The 16,437-nt window shown below is 36.6% G+C and carries 16 protein-coding genes and 1 tRNA gene; 7 read left to right on the top strand and 10 right to left on the bottom strand.

Annotated features, from left to right (window positions below; translation table 11 throughout):
• The 3 genes from recA to ABGX27_06380 form a co-directional block, all read right to left on the bottom strand.
• Positions 1-580 (bottom strand): recombinase RecA (gene recA / locus ABGX27_06390; protein ID MEO2069125.1); only part of this gene is annotated, 580 nt, incomplete at its 3' end.
• Positions 581-602: 22 nt separating this feature from the next.
• A complete protein-coding gene (locus tag ABGX27_06385; protein MEO2069124.1) occupies positions 603-1,055 on the bottom strand; it encodes a nucleoside deaminase in 453 nt (150 codons plus the stop codon).
• Positions 1,056-1,182: 127 nt separating this feature from the next.
• Positions 1,183-1,259, bottom strand: a tRNA-Arg gene (locus ABGX27_06380).
• 101 nt (positions 1,260-1,360) lie between these two features.
• On the opposite strand from ABGX27_06380, the gene ABGX27_06375 reads away from it, so the two are divergent.
• Together ABGX27_06375 and rpmB are read left to right on the top strand one after the other, a co-directional pair.
• On the top strand, positions 1,361-3,991 hold the full coding sequence (locus ABGX27_06375) for a valine--tRNA ligase (GenBank protein MEO2069123.1): 2,631 nt from the start codon (positions 1,361-1,363) through the stop codon (positions 3,989-3,991).
• Between the two features lie 41 nt (positions 3,992-4,032).
• Positions 4,033-4,221, top strand: coding sequence for a 50S ribosomal protein L28 (gene rpmB, locus ABGX27_06370; GenBank protein ID MEO2069122.1), 189 nt, complete (start codon positions 4,033-4,035; stop codon positions 4,219-4,221).
• 23 nt (positions 4,222-4,244) lie between these two features.
• Here the strand turns inward: rpmB and ABGX27_06365 are convergent, their stop codons facing one another.
• The 3 genes from ABGX27_06365 to glmU are packed head-to-tail and all read right to left on the bottom strand — an operon-like array spanning position 4,245 to position 7,007.
• Positions 4,245-4,865 carry a redoxin domain-containing protein gene (locus tag ABGX27_06365; GenBank protein MEO2069121.1) on the bottom strand — a complete coding sequence of 207 codons (621 nt, stop codon included), beginning with the start codon at positions 4,863-4,865 and terminating at the stop codon, positions 4,245-4,247.
• Complete coding sequence (gene trpC / locus ABGX27_06360) at positions 4,853-5,629, bottom strand: indole-3-glycerol phosphate synthase TrpC (protein ID MEO2069120.1); 777 nt, start codon at positions 5,627-5,629, stop codon at positions 4,853-4,855. The genes ABGX27_06365 and trpC overlap by 13 nt, the downstream gene beginning before the upstream one ends.
• Entirely contained in the window at positions 5,604-7,007 is a 1,404-nt protein-coding gene (gene glmU / locus ABGX27_06355; protein ID MEO2069119.1) for a bifunctional UDP-N-acetylglucosamine diphosphorylase/glucosamine-1-phosphate N-acetyltransferase GlmU, read from the bottom strand. Before glmU ends, trpC begins: the two co-directional genes overlap by 26 nt.
• 123 nt (positions 7,008-7,130) lie before the next feature.
• On the opposite strand from glmU, the gene ABGX27_06350 reads away from it, so the two are divergent.
• Together ABGX27_06350 and ABGX27_06345 are read left to right on the top strand one after the other, a co-directional pair.
• A complete protein-coding gene (locus ABGX27_06350) occupies positions 7,131-7,604 on the top strand; it encodes a hypothetical protein (GenBank protein MEO2069118.1) in 474 nt (157 codons plus the stop codon).
• Positions 7,604-8,143: a hypothetical protein gene (locus ABGX27_06345; protein ID MEO2069117.1), complete on the top strand. Its 540-nt coding sequence runs from the start codon at positions 7,604-7,606 to the stop codon at positions 8,141-8,143. Before ABGX27_06350 ends, ABGX27_06345 begins: the two co-directional genes overlap by 1 nt.
• A gap of 51 nt (positions 8,144-8,194) precedes the next feature.
• On the opposite strand, the gene ABGX27_06340 is transcribed toward ABGX27_06345, so the two are convergent.
• From ABGX27_06340 to queA, 3 genes are read right to left on the bottom strand one after another with little or no spacing between them, the layout of a single operon-like run.
• Positions 8,195-8,635, bottom strand: a complete 441-nt coding sequence (locus tag ABGX27_06340; GenBank protein ID MEO2069116.1) for an NUDIX hydrolase — start codon at positions 8,633-8,635, stop codon at positions 8,195-8,197.
• Positions 8,636-8,650: 15 nt separating this feature from the next.
• The gene (locus ABGX27_06335; protein ID MEO2069115.1) at positions 8,651-9,415 is read right to left on the bottom strand and encodes a DUF3108 domain-containing protein; all 765 of its coding nucleotides are present in this window, start codon (positions 9,413-9,415) and stop codon (positions 8,651-8,653) included.
• On the bottom strand, positions 9,345-10,376 hold the full coding sequence (gene queA / locus ABGX27_06330) for a tRNA preQ1(34) S-adenosylmethionine ribosyltransferase-isomerase QueA (GenBank protein MEO2069114.1): 1,032 nt from the start codon (positions 10,374-10,376) through the stop codon (positions 9,345-9,347). Before queA ends, ABGX27_06335 begins: the two co-directional genes overlap by 71 nt.
• Positions 10,377-10,449: 73 nt before the next feature.
• On the opposite strand from queA, the gene trpE reads away from it, so the two are divergent.
• The 3 genes from trpE to ABGX27_06315 all read left to right on the top strand — a co-directional run bounded on the left by trpE (position 10,450) and on the right by ABGX27_06315 (position 15,121).
• Positions 10,450-11,931, top strand: a complete 1,482-nt coding sequence (trpE, locus tag ABGX27_06325; protein MEO2069113.1) for an anthranilate synthase component I — start codon at positions 10,450-10,452, stop codon at positions 11,929-11,931.
• Positions 11,928-13,394, top strand: a complete 1,467-nt coding sequence (dnaB, locus tag ABGX27_06320; protein ID MEO2069112.1) for a replicative DNA helicase — start codon at positions 11,928-11,930, stop codon at positions 13,392-13,394. The genes trpE and dnaB overlap by 4 nt, the downstream gene beginning before the upstream one ends.
• 104 nt (positions 13,395-13,498) lie before the next feature.
• Positions 13,499-15,121 (top strand): diguanylate cyclase, encoded by a 1,623-nt coding sequence (locus ABGX27_06315; GenBank protein MEO2069111.1) that lies wholly within the window; start codon positions 13,499-13,501, stop codon positions 15,119-15,121.
• 91 nt (positions 15,122-15,212) lie between these two features.
• On the opposite strand, the gene ABGX27_06310 is transcribed toward ABGX27_06315, so the two are convergent.
• On the bottom strand, positions 15,213-16,184 hold the full coding sequence (locus ABGX27_06310; GenBank protein MEO2069110.1) for a GDP-mannose 4,6-dehydratase: 972 nt from the start codon (positions 16,182-16,184) through the stop codon (positions 15,213-15,215).
• Positions 16,185-16,437 lie beyond the last annotated feature (253 nt).

The following is a 16,437-nucleotide window of genomic DNA, read 5'->3' as shown; positions in this document are numbered from 1 at the left end:
CTTGGTTAATAAAAATTAAAGCGCAGTTGCTTCTGCTTGTTGCAGCAGTAAGCTTTCTTAGAGCTTGAGACATTAATCTTGCTTGAAGTCCAACGTGGGCATCTCCCATATCACCCTTGATTTCAGCTTCAGGTACAAGCGCTGCAACAGAGTCTACAACTATAACGTCAACAGCTCCACTTCTTACCAAAGTTTCTGCAATCTCTAAAGCTTGCTCACCGCTATCTGGTTGAGAAACCAAAAGTTCTTCTAAGTTAATTCCAAGTTTTTTAGCGTAAGCAGGATCAAGGGCATGTTCAGCATCAATGAACGCTGCAACTCCACCTTCCCTTTGAACGTTGGCGATTACGTGTAAAGCTAAGGTAGTTTTACCAGAAGATTCTGGACCAAAAATTTCTGTTATTCTTCCCCTTGGAATTCCACCGATACCGGTTGCTCTGTCTATTGAGATTGAACCGGTGCTTATGGTTGAAACTTCTTCTACCGGCTTTTCGCCAAGGAACATAACAGCGCCTTCACCAAATTCTTTCTTAATTCTCTTTAGCGCATCTTCTAAAACTTTCTTCCTTTCTTCTTGCATATGAACTCTCCTTAATAGAAGTTTACTTTTTTCTTAAAATCTTAAAAAATTCTTTCAGCAAATCCTCGGCTTCTTTTATGTAAATTTTCTCTACTATTGGTCTGTGGTTTATTTTTTCGTTCTCAAAGATTTTAAAAAGACTCTCAATCCCTCCAAACTTTGGGTCAGGAATTGCATAAACAACCTTTTTAATTCTAGATTGGATTATAGCACCACAGCACATCACACAAGGTTCTACTGTTGAGTAAAGAGTGCAATCGTTAAGTCTCCAAGAACCAAGTTTTAAAGAAGCTTTTTTTATGGCGATTATTTCTGCGTGGGCTGTGGGGTCTTGCAGAAACTCTTTTTGATTAAATCCTCTTGCAACTACTTTGTTATCCTTCACAACAACAGCACCTATAGGAACTTCACCGAGGTTAAAGGCTTTCTTAGCTTCCTTTACTGCTTCAAGAAGAAACAGAATGTCCATGGCAATAATATCCTTAGTTTTAGGAATAAGAAGGTATTGTTAACTATTAAGATTCATTTTTATTCTTATGAAAACGACTAAGATACAAAATTTGGTTTTTCCATTTCTTTAATTTTGGGGGTTATTGAAAGAATGGCGCGCCCGGCAGGAGTCGAACCTGCAACCTTGGGATCCGTAGTCCCACGCTCTATCCAGTTGAGCTACGGGCGCAAAAATTCAACTCTAAATTTATCCTTTTAATTTTTGTTGGCAAGGAAAAGAAGGAAAAGGTAAAATTAACCGTTGGAAATTAGAATGTCTTGGAGGATGAAATGCTTAGCAATACCTATAATCCTTCCCTTTTTGAGGATAAATGGTACAACTTTTGGCTTGAGAAAGGATACTTTCATGCGGATGAGAAGAAAGTTTTAAGTGGAGAGAAGAAAAAGTTTAGCGTTGTTCTTCCTCCTCCAAACGTTACTGGAGCTCTTCACATTGGGCACGCTCTTAACTCAACCTTGCAAGACATAATCTGTCGCTATAAAAGAATGAAAGGATTTGAAGTCTGTTGGATTCCTGGAACAGACCACGCCGGTATTGCTACACAATGGGTTGTTGAAAAGCAACTTGCAGGTGAAGGTCTTACTCGTCACGATATAGGTAGAGAGAAGTTCTTAGAAAGAGTTTGGAAGTGGAAAGAACAGTACGGAAACAGAATTATTAACCAGCTTAAAAAACTTGGAACTTCTTGTGACTGGGATAGAGCTCGCTTTACTATGGATGAAGGTTTTTCAAAGGCTGTAAGAAGGGCTTTTGTAACTCTTTATAAGGAAGGCCTTATTTATAAAGGGAAAAGGCTTATAAACTGGTGTCCAAGATGTCACACTGCACTTTCAGACCTTGAAGTCGAACACGAAGAAGAAAAGGGAATGCTATGGTACATGAAGTATCCTTTGGTTGATGGAAGTGGCTTTATAACAGTTGCTACAACAAGACCAGAAACTATGCTTGGAGACGTTGCGGTTGCTGTAAATCCAAACGATGAAAGGTATAAAGATCTCATTGGTAAAAAGGTAAGACTTCCAATAGTTAATAGGGAAATTCCAATAATTGCCGATGAGTATGTTGATCCAGAGTTTGGAACGGGAGCCGTAAAGATAACACCAGCTCACGACTTTAACGACTTTGAAGTAGGGCAGAGGCATAATCTACCTTTAATTCAGGTAATGGACGATCTTGCGAAGATTACAGTAGAACCGTTTAAGGGGCTTGATAGATATGAAGTAAGGAAAGCAATTGTTTCAATGTTAAAAGAGGAAGGGCTTTTAGAGAAGGAAGAACCTATAAAGCACGCTGTTGGACACTGTTATAGATGTAAAACAGTTGTTGAGCCATTCCTTTCCGACCAATGGTTTGTGAAGACAAAGCCTTTAGCAGAAAAAGCAATAGAAGCTGTAAAGAGTGGAGAAATTCGCTTTATTCCGAAGCAGTGGGAAAACACTTTCTTTGACTGGATGTACAACATAAAAGACTGGTGTATTTCAAGACAAATCTGGTGGGGACATAGAATTCCTGCTTGGTACTGTAGAGATTGTGGACACGTAACAGTTTCTGAAGAAACACCAAAGGTGTGTGAAAAATGTAAGAGTGAAAATATCTACCAAGATGAAGATGTTCTTGATACTTGGTTTAGTTCTGCACTTTGGCCTTTTGGAACTTTAGGATGGCCAGAAGATACTGATGACTTAAAGGCGTTTTATCCAACAGACCTTCTTGTTACCGGTTTTGACATTATCTTCTTCTGGGTATCCCGTATGATGATGATGGGATACCACTTTATGAAAGAGAAACCTTTTAGCGATGTTTACGTTCACGCCCTCGTTAGGGACGAACACGGTCATAAGATGAGTAAAACAAAAGGAAACGTTATTGACCCACTTGAAGTAATAGAGGAATTTGGAACAGACACTTTAAGGTTTACTCTTTGTGCTTTGGCTGCGCAAGGAAGAGATATAAGGCTTTCAAAGAAGATAATCGAAGGTTATAAACACTTTGCAAACAAGATTTGGAACATTGCGAGATTTATCTTCTCTGCACTTGAAAATGTAAACCTTGAAGGTTCTCTATCTTACGCTCCAGAGGACAGATGGATACTTACAAAACTTTCTGAAACCACAAAAAGCGTAGAGAGGGAACTCGAAAACTATCGTTTTAACGATGCAGCAAAGGCTATTTACCAGTTTATCTGGAACGAGTTTGCGGACTGGTACTTGGAGTTTTCAAAACAGAGAATTTACAAAGGAACGGAAGAAGAAAAGAGAACAGCTGTTTTCGTTTTAATAACAGTTTTAAGAGATACTATGAAACTTCTTCATCCAATAATGCCTTTCTTAACAGAGGAGATTTATCAAAAACTACCAAATAAAGATGCAGAATCTATAGTTATCGCTAAGTGGCCTTCTCCGGAGTACAACTTTGAAGAGGACAAGGAAAGAGTGGAAATCGTTAAAGAGGTAATTAGAGGGATAAGAAACGTAAAAGCCGAACTTAACATTCCTCCTTCAACCCTTGTTGAAGTGTTGGTAAAAAGTACCGATGAAAAGCTTCTTGAGACCATAGATAAAATGGTTCCTTCGATAAAACAACTTGCAAAGGTGTCTGAGATTTCTAAAGTCTCTGAAGCGCCATCTCAGTGTATTTCCTTCTTCCTGCCAAACTTAGAAGTTTATGTAAAAGTTGGAGAACTTATAGATGTGGAAGCAGAAATTGAGAGAATATCCAAGAAACTTCAAAAGCTTGAGAAGGAAATAGGAAAGCTTTCTAAGAAACTTTCTAACGAGAACTTCTTAAAGAAGGCTCCAAAGGAAGTTGTTGAAAAGACAAAGCAAGAACTTGAGGAACAAAAGGAAGTATTTGAGAAGCTAAACCGGACACTTAAACAGCTTGAAAGTTTTAATTCTTAATGATAAATTTGCCAGTGCATTTTCGTTAAGGAGGTTAAGAAATGGCTAAGTGTGCAATTTGCGGAAAGACTACAATCTTTATAAACAATGTGAGCCACTCCCACAGAGTTACAAGCAAGAAGCAAAGGGCTAACCTTCAAAAAGTTAGGGCTTTGGTTAACGGTGAAAAGAAGAGAATCTGGGTTTGCACAAAGTGTCTAAAAGCTGGAAAGGTTGTAAAAGCTATATAATTTGGCGGTTCTTCCGCCGCTTTCTATTTTAGGCTGTTAAGTATTTTCTCTAGTTCACTTGAAAATTTATTTATCTCTTTGGAATCTACTCCGTTAGCAAAGAACCTAATAAATCCGTACTTGTCTATTATTACAACGGAAGGAACTTTTAGATCTTTAACTTTCTTTTTAAACTGTAAGAAAACGAAGCTGTCAGCTGTAAGGATTACTTTTTTTATGTTCATGTCCTTTTTGTATTTTTTTAGCAGAGGAAAATCTGCGTCGTTGACATCTATAGCAACTATTTTTGTATCTTTTCTCTTTCTTGCAAGTTTTTCTAATACATCAACTATAGCTTCTGAAGAAGGCGAATAGAGTTTGTCTATAAAAACTAAAACAACCTTTTTCCCTTCAAGGTCTTTTCTTGTGATTTTCTTTAACCCTTCTGTTTGAATAGAAAATTCGGGAGATAAAATCTTTTTAACTTCTACTTTGTAAGGTTTCGCTTCTATTTTCTTTGTTTCTCCGATCTTAGGTAATGGCAGCTCTTTCGGAGTAGGTCTCTCCTTAGGGAGTTTTTTAGGAATTAGAATGTACCAATCAGCAAAGGCACTCTGGGAAAAGATGAAAAGAGAAATGAATAGAAAAAATCTTAAGAAACCCAACTTCTTAAAACCTCCTCCGGATTTTCACTTCTCATTAGTGTTTCTCCTATTAAAAATGCGTTGACTCCTTTTTCCTTAAGTTTAAGAATATCATCTTTTCCCTTTATACCACTTTCAGAAACGGCAATTTTGTTATCTTCCTTGATTAGTGGTAAAAGTCTTAAAGTAGTATCAAGGGAAACTGTAAAAGTTTTTAGGTCTCTATTGTTTACTCCGACTATTTCTGCTCCGCACTCTAAGGCTATTTCCACCTCCCTTTCGTCATGAGTTTCAACAAGAGGTTCCATTCCAAGACTTCTTCCAAGTTCGATAAAGTCTTTTAGTTGGCTTTCAGAAAGTATTGCTACTATTAAAAGGAAAGAAGAGGCGCCAAGTGCCTTTGCACCATAAATCTGAAACTCATCAATTATGAAATCCTTCCTTAAAACTGGAAGTTTTACCGTCTCAGCTACCTGCCTTAGGTAAAAAGGAGAACCTTGGAAAAACTCTTTGTCTGTTAAAACGGAAATAGCCCTTGCCCCTCCTCTTTCGTAGGCTTTTGCTAATTCAACAGGGTCAAAATCTTCTCTAATTACTCCTTTAGAAGGGGAAGCCTTTTTAACCTCGGCGATTATGTTTATTCCCTCTTTTGATAAAGCCTCTTTAAAGTCGTAAGGAGTCTTTAGCCTTTCAGCTTCTTCCCTTAAAACAGAAAGGTTAAACTTCTTTTTCTGTTCTTCTACCTCTATTTTCTTGTATTCAACTATTTTTTGGAGAATGTTCATCCTTCTTTCTCCTTGCTCTTTCTCTAATTTTTTCAGCTTTTCCTACAAGGTTTACCTGTTTTGCCCTTGCAACTGCTAAGGTGTTTTCTGGAACATTTTGAGTAATTACCGAACCAGCGGCGGTAATTGAGTTATCACCAACCTCAACCGGTGCAATAAATAAAGTATTACTTCCGACGAAAACGTTTTTGCCAATTTTTGTTCTCCACTTGTTAAAGCCATCGTAATTGCAAGTTATCGTTCCTGCCCCGATGTTCGTATTTTCTCCGATTTCGCAGTCTCCAAGGTAGGAAAGGTGATTTGCTTTTACTCCTTTTCTAAGATAAGCGTTCTTTGTTTCAACAAATGTTCCTACCTTTGCACCTTCTTCTAGATAGGTATTAGGTCTAAGCTTTGCAAAAGGTCCAACAGAAGTTTCACTTTCAAGAGTTGCTCCATCTATCCAAGAATGGTTTTCAACCTTTACAAAGTCTTTCAAAGTAGAATTCCTTATTTCAGAATAAGCCCCAATATAACAACCTTTTCCAATCTTTGTCTTTCCCTTTATGTAAACCGGTGCAAAGATTTCTGTATCTTCTCCTATCTCAACTTCCGGTTCTATATAAGCAGTTTCAGGATTGTGAATGGTTACTCCGGAAAGTTGAAGTTCCTTAATGATTTTATCTTTTAAAATTTTTTCTGCTTTTGAAAGTTCAAATCTATTGTTAATTCCGATAACATTTCTTGAATCTTTTGCCAAAACGGAAACAACTTTCCAATTTTTTTCTTTAAAAATCTTTACGGTATCGGTTAAATAGTATTCATTTTGGGCGTTGTTATTGTCTAACTTTTTCAAAGCTTCTAGAAGTTTCTGGGAACTGAAAGCGTAGATGCCAGTATTTACCTCTTTTATTTTCCTCTCAAAATCGTTTGCATCTTTTTCTTCTACGATTTTTAGAACTTCGTCCCCTTCTCTTACGATTCTTCCGTATCCTGTTGGATCGTCTAAAAAGGTAGTTAAAACTGCTAAGTCTCCATCACTGCTTGCAAGCTTCTTTATTTCGTCAGGTTCTACCAATGGTGTGTCTCCGTTTAGAACAACAACCTTTCCGCTAAAGTTTTCTAAAAGCTTTTCTGCACACATAACGGCGTGTCCAGTTCCAAGTTGTTCTTCTTGATAGACAGTTTTCACATCGGGAAATTCTTTCTTTAGAAAGTCTTCTACCAGTTCTTTTTTATGTCCTACGACTACAATTACTTCCTTTGCGCCCGACTCTTTAGCAGCTTTCACAACGTACCAAAGCATTGGTTTTCCAAGAATTTTATGGAGAACTTTTGGTAGGTCTGACTTAAAACGAGTACCTTTACCAGCTGCTAGTATGACAACTTTAAACGCCATCTTATCCCCTGTAAAGAAAATTTTTTTAACTATACCATAAAATATTTTTTTAGATTTATTGACTTTTTGTTTTATAAAAACTAAATTAATATATCAGTTAATTAAAACTTTGGAGGAGGAAAGATGAGAAGACCAGCACTGATAGTTCTACTCTCAACAGCTTTAGCGTTAGTTCTTGGCTGGAGTATAGGCAGTTTCTTTACAGGAAGGAACGTAGCCAAAATTGTTGCGTCCATTCCGGCATCTCCAATCGTGATAGATGCAAGGTATGACAAAGAAAGCCACTCTATTATTTACTCAATACTAAATCCTGGAGGAACTCCTATAACTATAGTTGAGGAGTCTTTCGTGTTTACACCTGGAAAGGAGTCAAAAGAAAAAGGTTACGTTGTTTCCCACATTCCTGCGAGCATTACACTACCTCCAGGAGTAGTAACTTCCGTTGTTCTAAATCTTAAAAAAGGAACGGAAAAACTAAAACTTGGTGACGTAGTTCTTGCAACCTTTTCTTATATTCACCCTCTTTCAAAAGACATTTACACTGTTGCCCATCCGTTTAAAATGGGAGTAGATAACGTTAAGGAGGATAGTAAGTAATGAAAGAAAAAATCCTATGGTGGAGTGTCCTTTTAGGCTTAGCTTGTTTAGTAGCCTTTACAGTTCTTGGAGTTGTGTCTCTAACTGAAACCGTTTTCTGGAATCCAGAAACTTTTGCTTTCATTCTTGGACTTTTCGGTTTTTGGCTTTTTGCAAATAGATTAATTTTTGGTTATAGTGGAATTATTGAAGTTGCAAAGGCTATTATTGATAAGAGGGAAGAAGAAGTAGAGAAAGAGAAGATATGTCAAAAGGCAGGAGTTTCGGCTGAAAACGTGAATGAGTATTCCTTACGGGCATTGGTGTTTATGTGGAAAAGCTACCTAGAACCGTTTAAGTTCTCCTTCTTCTTAGCTTTCTTTCTCATTTTAGCGCTAAATCTTCTTTTTGAGTTAAACATCATAACTTTTGTGTCTGTGGCACCAATTGTAAAGGCTTTCTTTTTAGGTTCGGCGATTCCTGCCCTTTTTGTTTGGTCACTCGAATTTATGGCAACTTACTACGTTCTTGAAGTTATGAAAGGTAAGGAGAATAAATAGAGTGTTTTCCTCTTTTGTTTTCTCCTCTACTTTTCTTTTTGACTTTCTTAATTAAAGGTTAAAATTCTTAAAAATTGGCTTTTCGTTTAAGTAGTCTTTTAATATCTTTGCGTGGTCAAAAACAAGTTTGTCAAAAGGAATTTCTTCGTAAGGGAAAACTTTGGCTTTCTTCGCGTCGTCTCCTCCTTTTGGCATTCCTCTTGCTACACACTCAAACACAACAGAAACGGTGTGCCTTCTTGGGTCTCTTTCTGGATCGGAATAGACTCTAAACTGCCTTAAAATAACTACATCCAGTCCCGTTTCCTCTTTCATTTCCCTTACAACAGCCCTTTCTACCGTTTCTCCAACTTCTACAAAACCTCCTGGAAGTGCAAGTCCAGTTGGGGGATATTTTCTTTCTATTAGAACTATTCCTATGAACTTTCCGTTATCATCTTGAACATTTATTATTCCGTCTACAGCAAGGAGAGGGGTTTTTGGGTTAAACATCTTTGTCCTCCTTAGTTATTCTATAGACTCTATAACCGCCTTTACGCTTCCTATCTTAACGTCTGCTATAACTTTTAAAGGTATATGTCTTTCATCGGTTGAAAACCAAAAAGTAGCCCTTCCTGTCCTTTGAAAAGAACCTTCTGGAGAAAAGTTCTTAGAGGGAATAACTTTAAAAGCCTCTACTTCTCCAATGGGAGTTGATATTTTTTCCTTTTTCACAACTTTAAATTTCAGAGTTTCAAACTTTTTACCGTCAAAAAAAGTAAAAGAGGTTTCTTTGTCGACTACAAACTTTCCAAATTTTCTCAAGTAAAAAATAGCAGTTATGAAATCTTGAAAAGGTATTTCTGGAATATCAATAACCCTTACTTTTTCTTTTCCTGTTTTTAAGTATCTTTTTGTGTAGTTAACTTTTCCCTCTTCTAAATCATAGATATAGATACGTTCTACTGCATAGTTTCCTTCTCTTTGAGTTATATAGGTCTTCTCAGGAGTCAAAGTTTTTAGGTTCCAGACTGAATAACCTTTGTCCTCTAAACTCTTAAACCATTTAGCTACACCAGAAGTACTTAGCTTCCCAACTATTAAGTATTTATCATTATCTATTTTTGAGATTTTTGACTCAGAATTCGCTACGTGAAAAAATGTCCAGTAAATTTTGTACCTTAAAACTTCATTGTTAAAGTCCCATTCGGCACCAAGCGACCTAAACGATAAACATAGCGTCGCCGTAGCTATAAAAACGATAACCTTTAGAAACAGCTTCTCTATACGCATCTAAGATCCTCTCTCTTCCTGCAAAAGCGCTGACTAACATTAAAAGGGTTGAACGTGGAAGGTGAAAGTTGGTAATAAGTGCATCAATCACCTTAAATTTAAAACCTGGATAAATAAAAAGGTTTGTAGAACCTTCACCGGCAATTACCTTCCCATTTTCGTCTACTGCACTTTCAAGAGTTCTAACGACAGTTGTTCCAACGGCTATTATCCTTCTTCCTTCTTCTTTTGCTTTGTTTATTTCGTTTGCAGTATCTTCTGGGACAAAGTAAGTTTCATAGTCCATCTTGTGTTCTTCCACATTTTCAACTTTTACAGGCTTAAAAGTTCCTGGTCCTACGTGTAAGGTAACGTTTTTTATTATAACCCCTGTGTTCTTTAACTCTTTTAGCAGTCTATCAGTAAAATGTAGTCCAGCGGTTGGGGCTGCTACTGCTCCAGCTTTTCTTGCAAAAACGGTTTGATACCTTTCCTTATCTAAAGGATTTTCTTCTCTTTCTATGTAAGGGGGAAGTGGAATATGACCTATTTCGTCAAGTTTTTCCATAAAATCTCTGTTTCCTTTTAACGAGAACTTTAAAAGTCTTTTCCCTTCTCCAACATATTCAACAACTTCTGCTTTTAGCTCTTCGTCAAATATGATCTCTTTTCCCTCTTTTAACTTTCTTGCAGGTTTTGCCATTACTTCCCAAACGCTTAATTCTACCTGTCTAACTAGGAGAACTTCAACCTTTCCACCTGTAGGGAGTTTCCCAAAAAGCCTTGCTGGTATTACTTTTGTATCGTTTATGACAAGAACATCTCCTTCTTTTAGGTAGTCTACTATTTCTCTAAAAATCCTATGTTCTATTTTTCCTGTTCTTCTATCTAAAACCATTAGTCTTGATGAGTCTCTTGGTTCTACCGGAAACTCTGCTATTAGCTCTTTGGGGAGTTCATAGTCAAAATCACTCACCTTCATAGTTTTTCTCCTAGAAGTTCTTTTGGTGTTAGAATTTAACATTAATCTTTGAAATGAAAAAGAGGTAAATGAAATGTTTACGTTAGAAAAAGTTAGAAATCTTTTTGAAGATGGTTTTAATTTAGTTCCTATTTATAAAGAGGTTTTTGCCGATTTGGAAACACCACTTTCAGCCTTTTTAAAGCTCCGTCCTTTAGGGGCAAATATGCTTCTTGAAAGCGTTGAGGGCGGTGAGAAGTGGGGAAGGTATTCAATAATAGGGATAGGAAAACTAATTACAGTTAAGTCAAAAGGAAACTTCTCGGAAATAAACTATCTTGGAAAAGTTTCTATTAAGCCAGTAGAAGACGACCCTCTGTCTATTTTAAAAGAAGTTTTTTCTTCCATAAAGGCTTTTAGGAGTGAAGATCTCCCGAAAGTGTGGGGAGGGTTTTTTGGCTACATGGCTTACGATGTTGTTAAATTTTTTGAACCAAGGGTTAATGTAAATCCTAATAAGGAAGATTCTTACCTTTACGATATGGTTTTTTCGCTACCTAAAGCTTTAGTTGTTTTTGACAATGTCAAGCAAACTGTAAAGATAATATCCTTTGTCTTAAAGGAGAAAGGAGAAGTTGAGAGGGAATATAGAGAGGCTTTAAATACAGTTAATAAGATTGAGGAAAGGTTAAGAGAAGAAACTATTAATTGCGATGTTAGAGATGTAGAAGTTACCAGCGATTGGAAGGTAAACTTTAGTGATGAGGAATTTAAAAAAGCTGTAGAAAAGGCAAAGGAATATATAAGAAACGGTGACATAATTCAGGTTGTTCTTTCCCGTCGTTTTGAGAAACCGTTTTACCAAGATGCGATAGTTCTTTATAGAGCTTTAAGACTTATAAATCCCTCCCCATACATGTACTATCTTGACTATGATGACTTTCAAATAGTTGGTGCATCTCCAGAAGTTCTTGTAAGGGTTGAAAATGGTTTAATTGAAACTCGTCCTATTGCTGGAACAAGGCGCAGAGGAAAAACGGAAGAAGAAGACCTTGCAATGGAAAAAGAACTAATTTCGGACGAAAAAGAAAGGGCTGAACATATAATGCTTGTTGACCTTGCAAGGAACGATGTTGGGAGAGTAGCAGAGGTTGGAAGCGTTAAAGTAACAGACTTAATGGTAATTGAAAGATATTCCCACGTTATGCATATTGTTTCAAATGTTGTTGGAAAACTGAGAGAGGACAAAGACGTATTTGACGTATTAAGGGCTTGTTTTCCAGCTGGAACGGTTTCTGGGGCTCCAAAGGTTAGGGCTATGGAAATAATAGATGAGATAGAGCCATCATACCGTGGAGTTTATGCAGGAGCGGTTGGCTACTTTTCTTTTGATGGAAATTTAGATACTGCAATAGCGATAAGGACAGCTATTGTCAGAAGAAATAAAGTTTACGTTCAAGCTGGAGCAGGAATTGTGGCGGACTCTGATCCACGCCTTGAAGCAAAAGAGACAGTAAACAAAGCAAGAGCCCTCTTTAAAGCTGTTGAATTAGCTGAAAGAGGTCTTAAGAGATGAAACTTTTTGATCTTGAAGCTGAGTATTCGGTTCTTGGTTCTATGATAGTTCAGCCTTCTTTCATATTTCGGGGAATAGAACTTTTACAGCCTGGAGACTTTTTTAAAGAACAGAATAAGTATCTTTTTAAGTTTTTAAGAGACCTTGTAGCTGAAGGGTATACAGAATCCCAACTTAACGAAATTTCTTTTAAAGATGAGCTTGTAAAAAGAGGGCTTCTTGAAAAGGTAGGAGGAGAAGAACATCTTGGTTACGTTATTGAATTTGCCCTTGATACTTTTGAGAAGTTTGAATCTGCCTGCAAGATAGTAAAGGATAAGGCACTTTTAAGGAAAATTCTTGACGTTGCAAAGTATATAAACGAAAAGATAGAAGAAAGACCTGACCCTGACGCTCTTATAGACGATGTAGAGAAGAAAGTTTTCTCCCTTTCTGAGGAGAGGATTACAAACACATTAGTTCCAGTAGGAGAGATAATTCCTGACATTATTAGAAAAATAGAAGAGCTCTCGATGCGAAGGGAGATGGTAACAGGTCTCCCTTCAGGATTTTCTGAACTTGATAAGATGACTTCAGGGTTTCACAATTCCGACCTTATTATCTTAGCTGCCCGTCCGTCTATGGGAAAGACAGCTTTTTCTCTTTCTATAGCCTACAATGTTGCCGTGAAGGAAAATAAGGTTGTTGCTTTCTTTAGCCTTGAAATGTCAAAAGAACAGATAGTAACAAGACTTATTTCTCAAGACTGTGGAATTCCTCTTTACAAAATTCGTTCCGGTTGGTTAAAGGACGAAGAGATAGAAAAGATACTAATTTCTGCTGAAAAGATTAGGGAGGCCCCAATATACATAGATGATACTCCGGGTATTTCCATCTTGGAGATGAGAGCAAAGGCGAGAAGACTTCAAAGTGAAAGGGGGCTTGATTTAATAGTTGTTGACTATCTTCAGCTTATGAGAGGAATTAGAAGAACAGAGAGTAGACAACAGGAAGTTTCTGAAATATCCCGTTCTTTAAAGGCACTTGCAAAGGAATTAAACGTTCCAGTAATTGCTCTTTCCCAGCTGTCCCGTCAAGTTGAACATAGATCCGATAAAAGACCCCAGCTTTCAGATTTGAGAGAGTCGGGAAGTATCGAACAAGATGCGGACGTTGTAATGTTTATCCATAGGCCGGAGGTTTACAAAAAGAATCCTGATCCTGAAGAACAGGGAATAGCAGAGATAATTATTGCGAAGCAAAGAAATGGTCCTACGGGAACGATAAGACTCGCTTTCATAAAAGAACTAACTCGGTTTGAAAACTTGGAAGAAAATACAATTCAGATAATAGAGGAGAAACAAGAAAAAGAAGAGGTAAAAACAATAGATGAACAGCCATTTCTTACAGACCCTGTGGAAAGTTCTGGGGAGGAAGATACTTTCAGCTTTGACGATTCAGATGATTACGATTTTGACTTTTAAGAATTTAAAAAAAACAACCTTTATTTGAGAGATAGGGTTGGCAGGGAACTTATCCTAAGCTATAATACGCTGGCAGCATAACATAATTAAGGATTATTAATTTAATGATAAAAAATTTTCGGGAAGGGATTGTAAATCCAAGAATAGTTTGGATAACTATCCTTGTTTGTGTATCTATTCTCGTTTCTGGATATATACTTCTACAGCATGAAGAAAACTTTAAAAATAATATGAAGACCAAGTTCCTTAACTATATTCAGACCTACATTTCTCAAACAGTAGATACAACAAGAAAATGGTTGCTGGCTCAAGCTTTGATGATTTCAAAAAATGCCTGTGTAGAAAAGTCTTATAGGGAAGGAAATCCTGAAATCTTGAAAAAAGCTTTTAAGCCTTTTTGGGAGAAGCTTCACAAAGAATATAACATAGAAGAAATGCACTTTTTCAAATATCCTCAAATTAACTGGATTGCCTTTGCAACAATGGATGTAAGACCTTGCAAAGCTAACGTTAGGAAAGACATCCTTTGGATAGAAACTGCTTTTAGACCGGATTGTTACTTTTACGTGTGTAAACGCTTTCCCGGATTGAGGGCTTCTTATCCTATTACAATTGATGGAAAAGTTGTTGGAGCTCTTTCTTTCGGGATTCATATTGAAACCTTAAGGAACATACTTCAAAAGTCAACAGATGCCCATATTTTCTATCTCCTAAACAAAGAGATACTAAAGAAGAACCTTTCTCTCAAAAGCTACAAGAAGCTGGTGGAGAAAGCTTCCCTAGAGGATGAGAAGCTTCTCTACTTTCACACTAAGAGAAGATTTGAGAGGGAAGCCTTAGAAAAGAGAAAGTTTGAAATAGGACATGAAGTTTTTCTCTTTTATCCGATGTATGACATTCATGGAAACTTTATTGGTTACATAGGTGCTTCTAAAAACTTTAAAGAGATATTTGTTCATATGAATCAAACTTCCTTACTTATACTTGGAACTTTTGGTTTCATTTTTGTTGTTATCTTAGGTCTAACATTAGGTCAAGTGTTTTATTTAAGTAAGCAAGGAAAGGAAGTCCTTTATCTATTGGAACTTCTTGAGAGAAGAAGATTTTCTGATATAGAAAGGTATTTTAGAACTTCAAAACCAACGAAAGATACTTACGACTTGATTAAAAAAGCTATCTACAGGATAGCTTTGACATTAAAAGAATATATTGACCTTCTTAATGAGAAACTGGAAGAAACCTCAAGAAAAGTTTTCAAAGATGCCCTCACTGGAGTTAATAATAGATACACGGTTGAGCAATTGGAAGAGCAAATTGAAAAGGCGGGTAAAGACTTAAAGTTTTCCGTAGTTATGATGGATATAGACCACTTTAAAAAGATAAATGACACTTACGGTCATGATGTTGGAGACTTTGTTCTTAAAAGGTTAGCAGAAGAAGTTAGAAAAGTAATAAGAGACAGCGATACTCTAGTAAGGTACGGAGGAGAAGAGTTTCTAATTTACCTACCTAATACTTCAAAAGAAGATGCCTTTAAGCTTGCTGAAAGGATCAGGAAACACATAGAAAAAATAGATCTCTGTCCTAATGGGAAAAAACTTTCCATAACAGTAAGCCTGGGAGTAGCAGAAAGAGAAAATGGGGAACCTCTTTGTGATGTTATAAAGAAAGCAGATGAAGCTCTATATAAAGCAAAGGAGTTAGGAAGAAATAGAGTTGAAGGTTAATTATCTTCTTCTTTTACCTCTATCTCTACGTGTTCAACGCTATTTTCATATCCTACGTATAAAGTGGTTGGTCCTCTTTAAGTTCTATTTTTTAGACAGAAACATCCTTTAACCAGCTTCTATTTTCAATGTGCCAATCAACTGTTCTCTTTAATCCTTCCTCTAGTGAAACTTTCGGTTCCCAGCCAAGAATCTTTTTAGCTTTTTCTATGTCAGCCCAAGTTGCTTTAAGGTCTGCCTTATGGAAAGGTTTATAGATAATGTTTGCTTTCTTTCCAAGATATTCTTCTATCATTTTGATAACTTCTCTTAGCTGGTAAGGCTTGTTCCCTCCAAGGTTTATTATCTCGTAGCCAATTTCTGTTTCAAATGCTTTTATTGTTCCTTCTGCTATATCGTCAACGAAGGTAAAGTCTCTACTCTGTGTTCCGTCTCCATAAACGACAACTTCTTTTCCTTCATCTATCCACTTTATAAATCTAAAGATGCTCATATCCGGTCTTCCTGCTGGTCCGTAGACTGTAAAATACCTGACTATGCTTACATCAATACCATAAAGGTAGTGGTAGGTATAAGCCAGAACTTCTGCTCCTTTCTTGCTTGCGGCGTATGGGGAGATTGGAGTGTTGACAGGAAGGTCTTCTTTAAAGGGCATTTCTTGTCCTGCGTAAAGGGAAGAGGTAGAGGCAAGGACAAACTTTTTAATTCCTTTTTCTTTCATTATTTCAAGAAGATTTAAAGTGCCAATAGTATTTGTCCTAAAGTAAACGAAGGGATCAACTATGCTGTACCTTACTCCTGCCCTTGCAGCAAGGTTGATTACTCCATCTATTTTATTGTCTTTAAACAAAACTTTTAGAGCTTCTAAATTTTCTATATCTAAGTGGTAGAACTTAAAATCTTTGTAGTCTTTGAGTCTTTCCAATCTGTATTCTTTAAGTCTTACATCGTAGTAGTCATTTAAGTTATCAACGCCAATGACTTTATATCCTTTCTCAATTAACTTTTCAGCTGTTTTGTAACCTATAAAACCTGCTACTCCTGTAAGAAGAATGGTTTTCATAAAAAATACTCCTTCAACGGTTTTTAGACCAATTCTATCAGAAGACAGTTTAAAGTATAATCTGCAGACCTTGTCAAGATAATCCGAAAATAATCGGTCAATAAGAGAAAAACTCATAAATATTCTTAATTTCTTGTTTTCCAATTTTCTTTTCTACTTTCAATAGACATTTTCTATAATACCTATCTATAAAACAAATAAGAAGGAAGAAAGAAGAAGTGAAGAGGATATTGGGGATAACCTTCTACACAAC

The sequence above is a fragment of the Desulfurobacteriaceae bacterium genome, assembly GCA_039832905.1.
In the GTDB taxonomy this organism is placed as follows: domain Bacteria; phylum Aquificota; class Aquificia; order Desulfurobacteriales; family Desulfurobacteriaceae; genus Desulfurobacterium.
The sequence above is the reverse complement of the archived record's forward strand: the minus strand, read 5'-3'. Positions and strand labels throughout refer to the sequence as shown.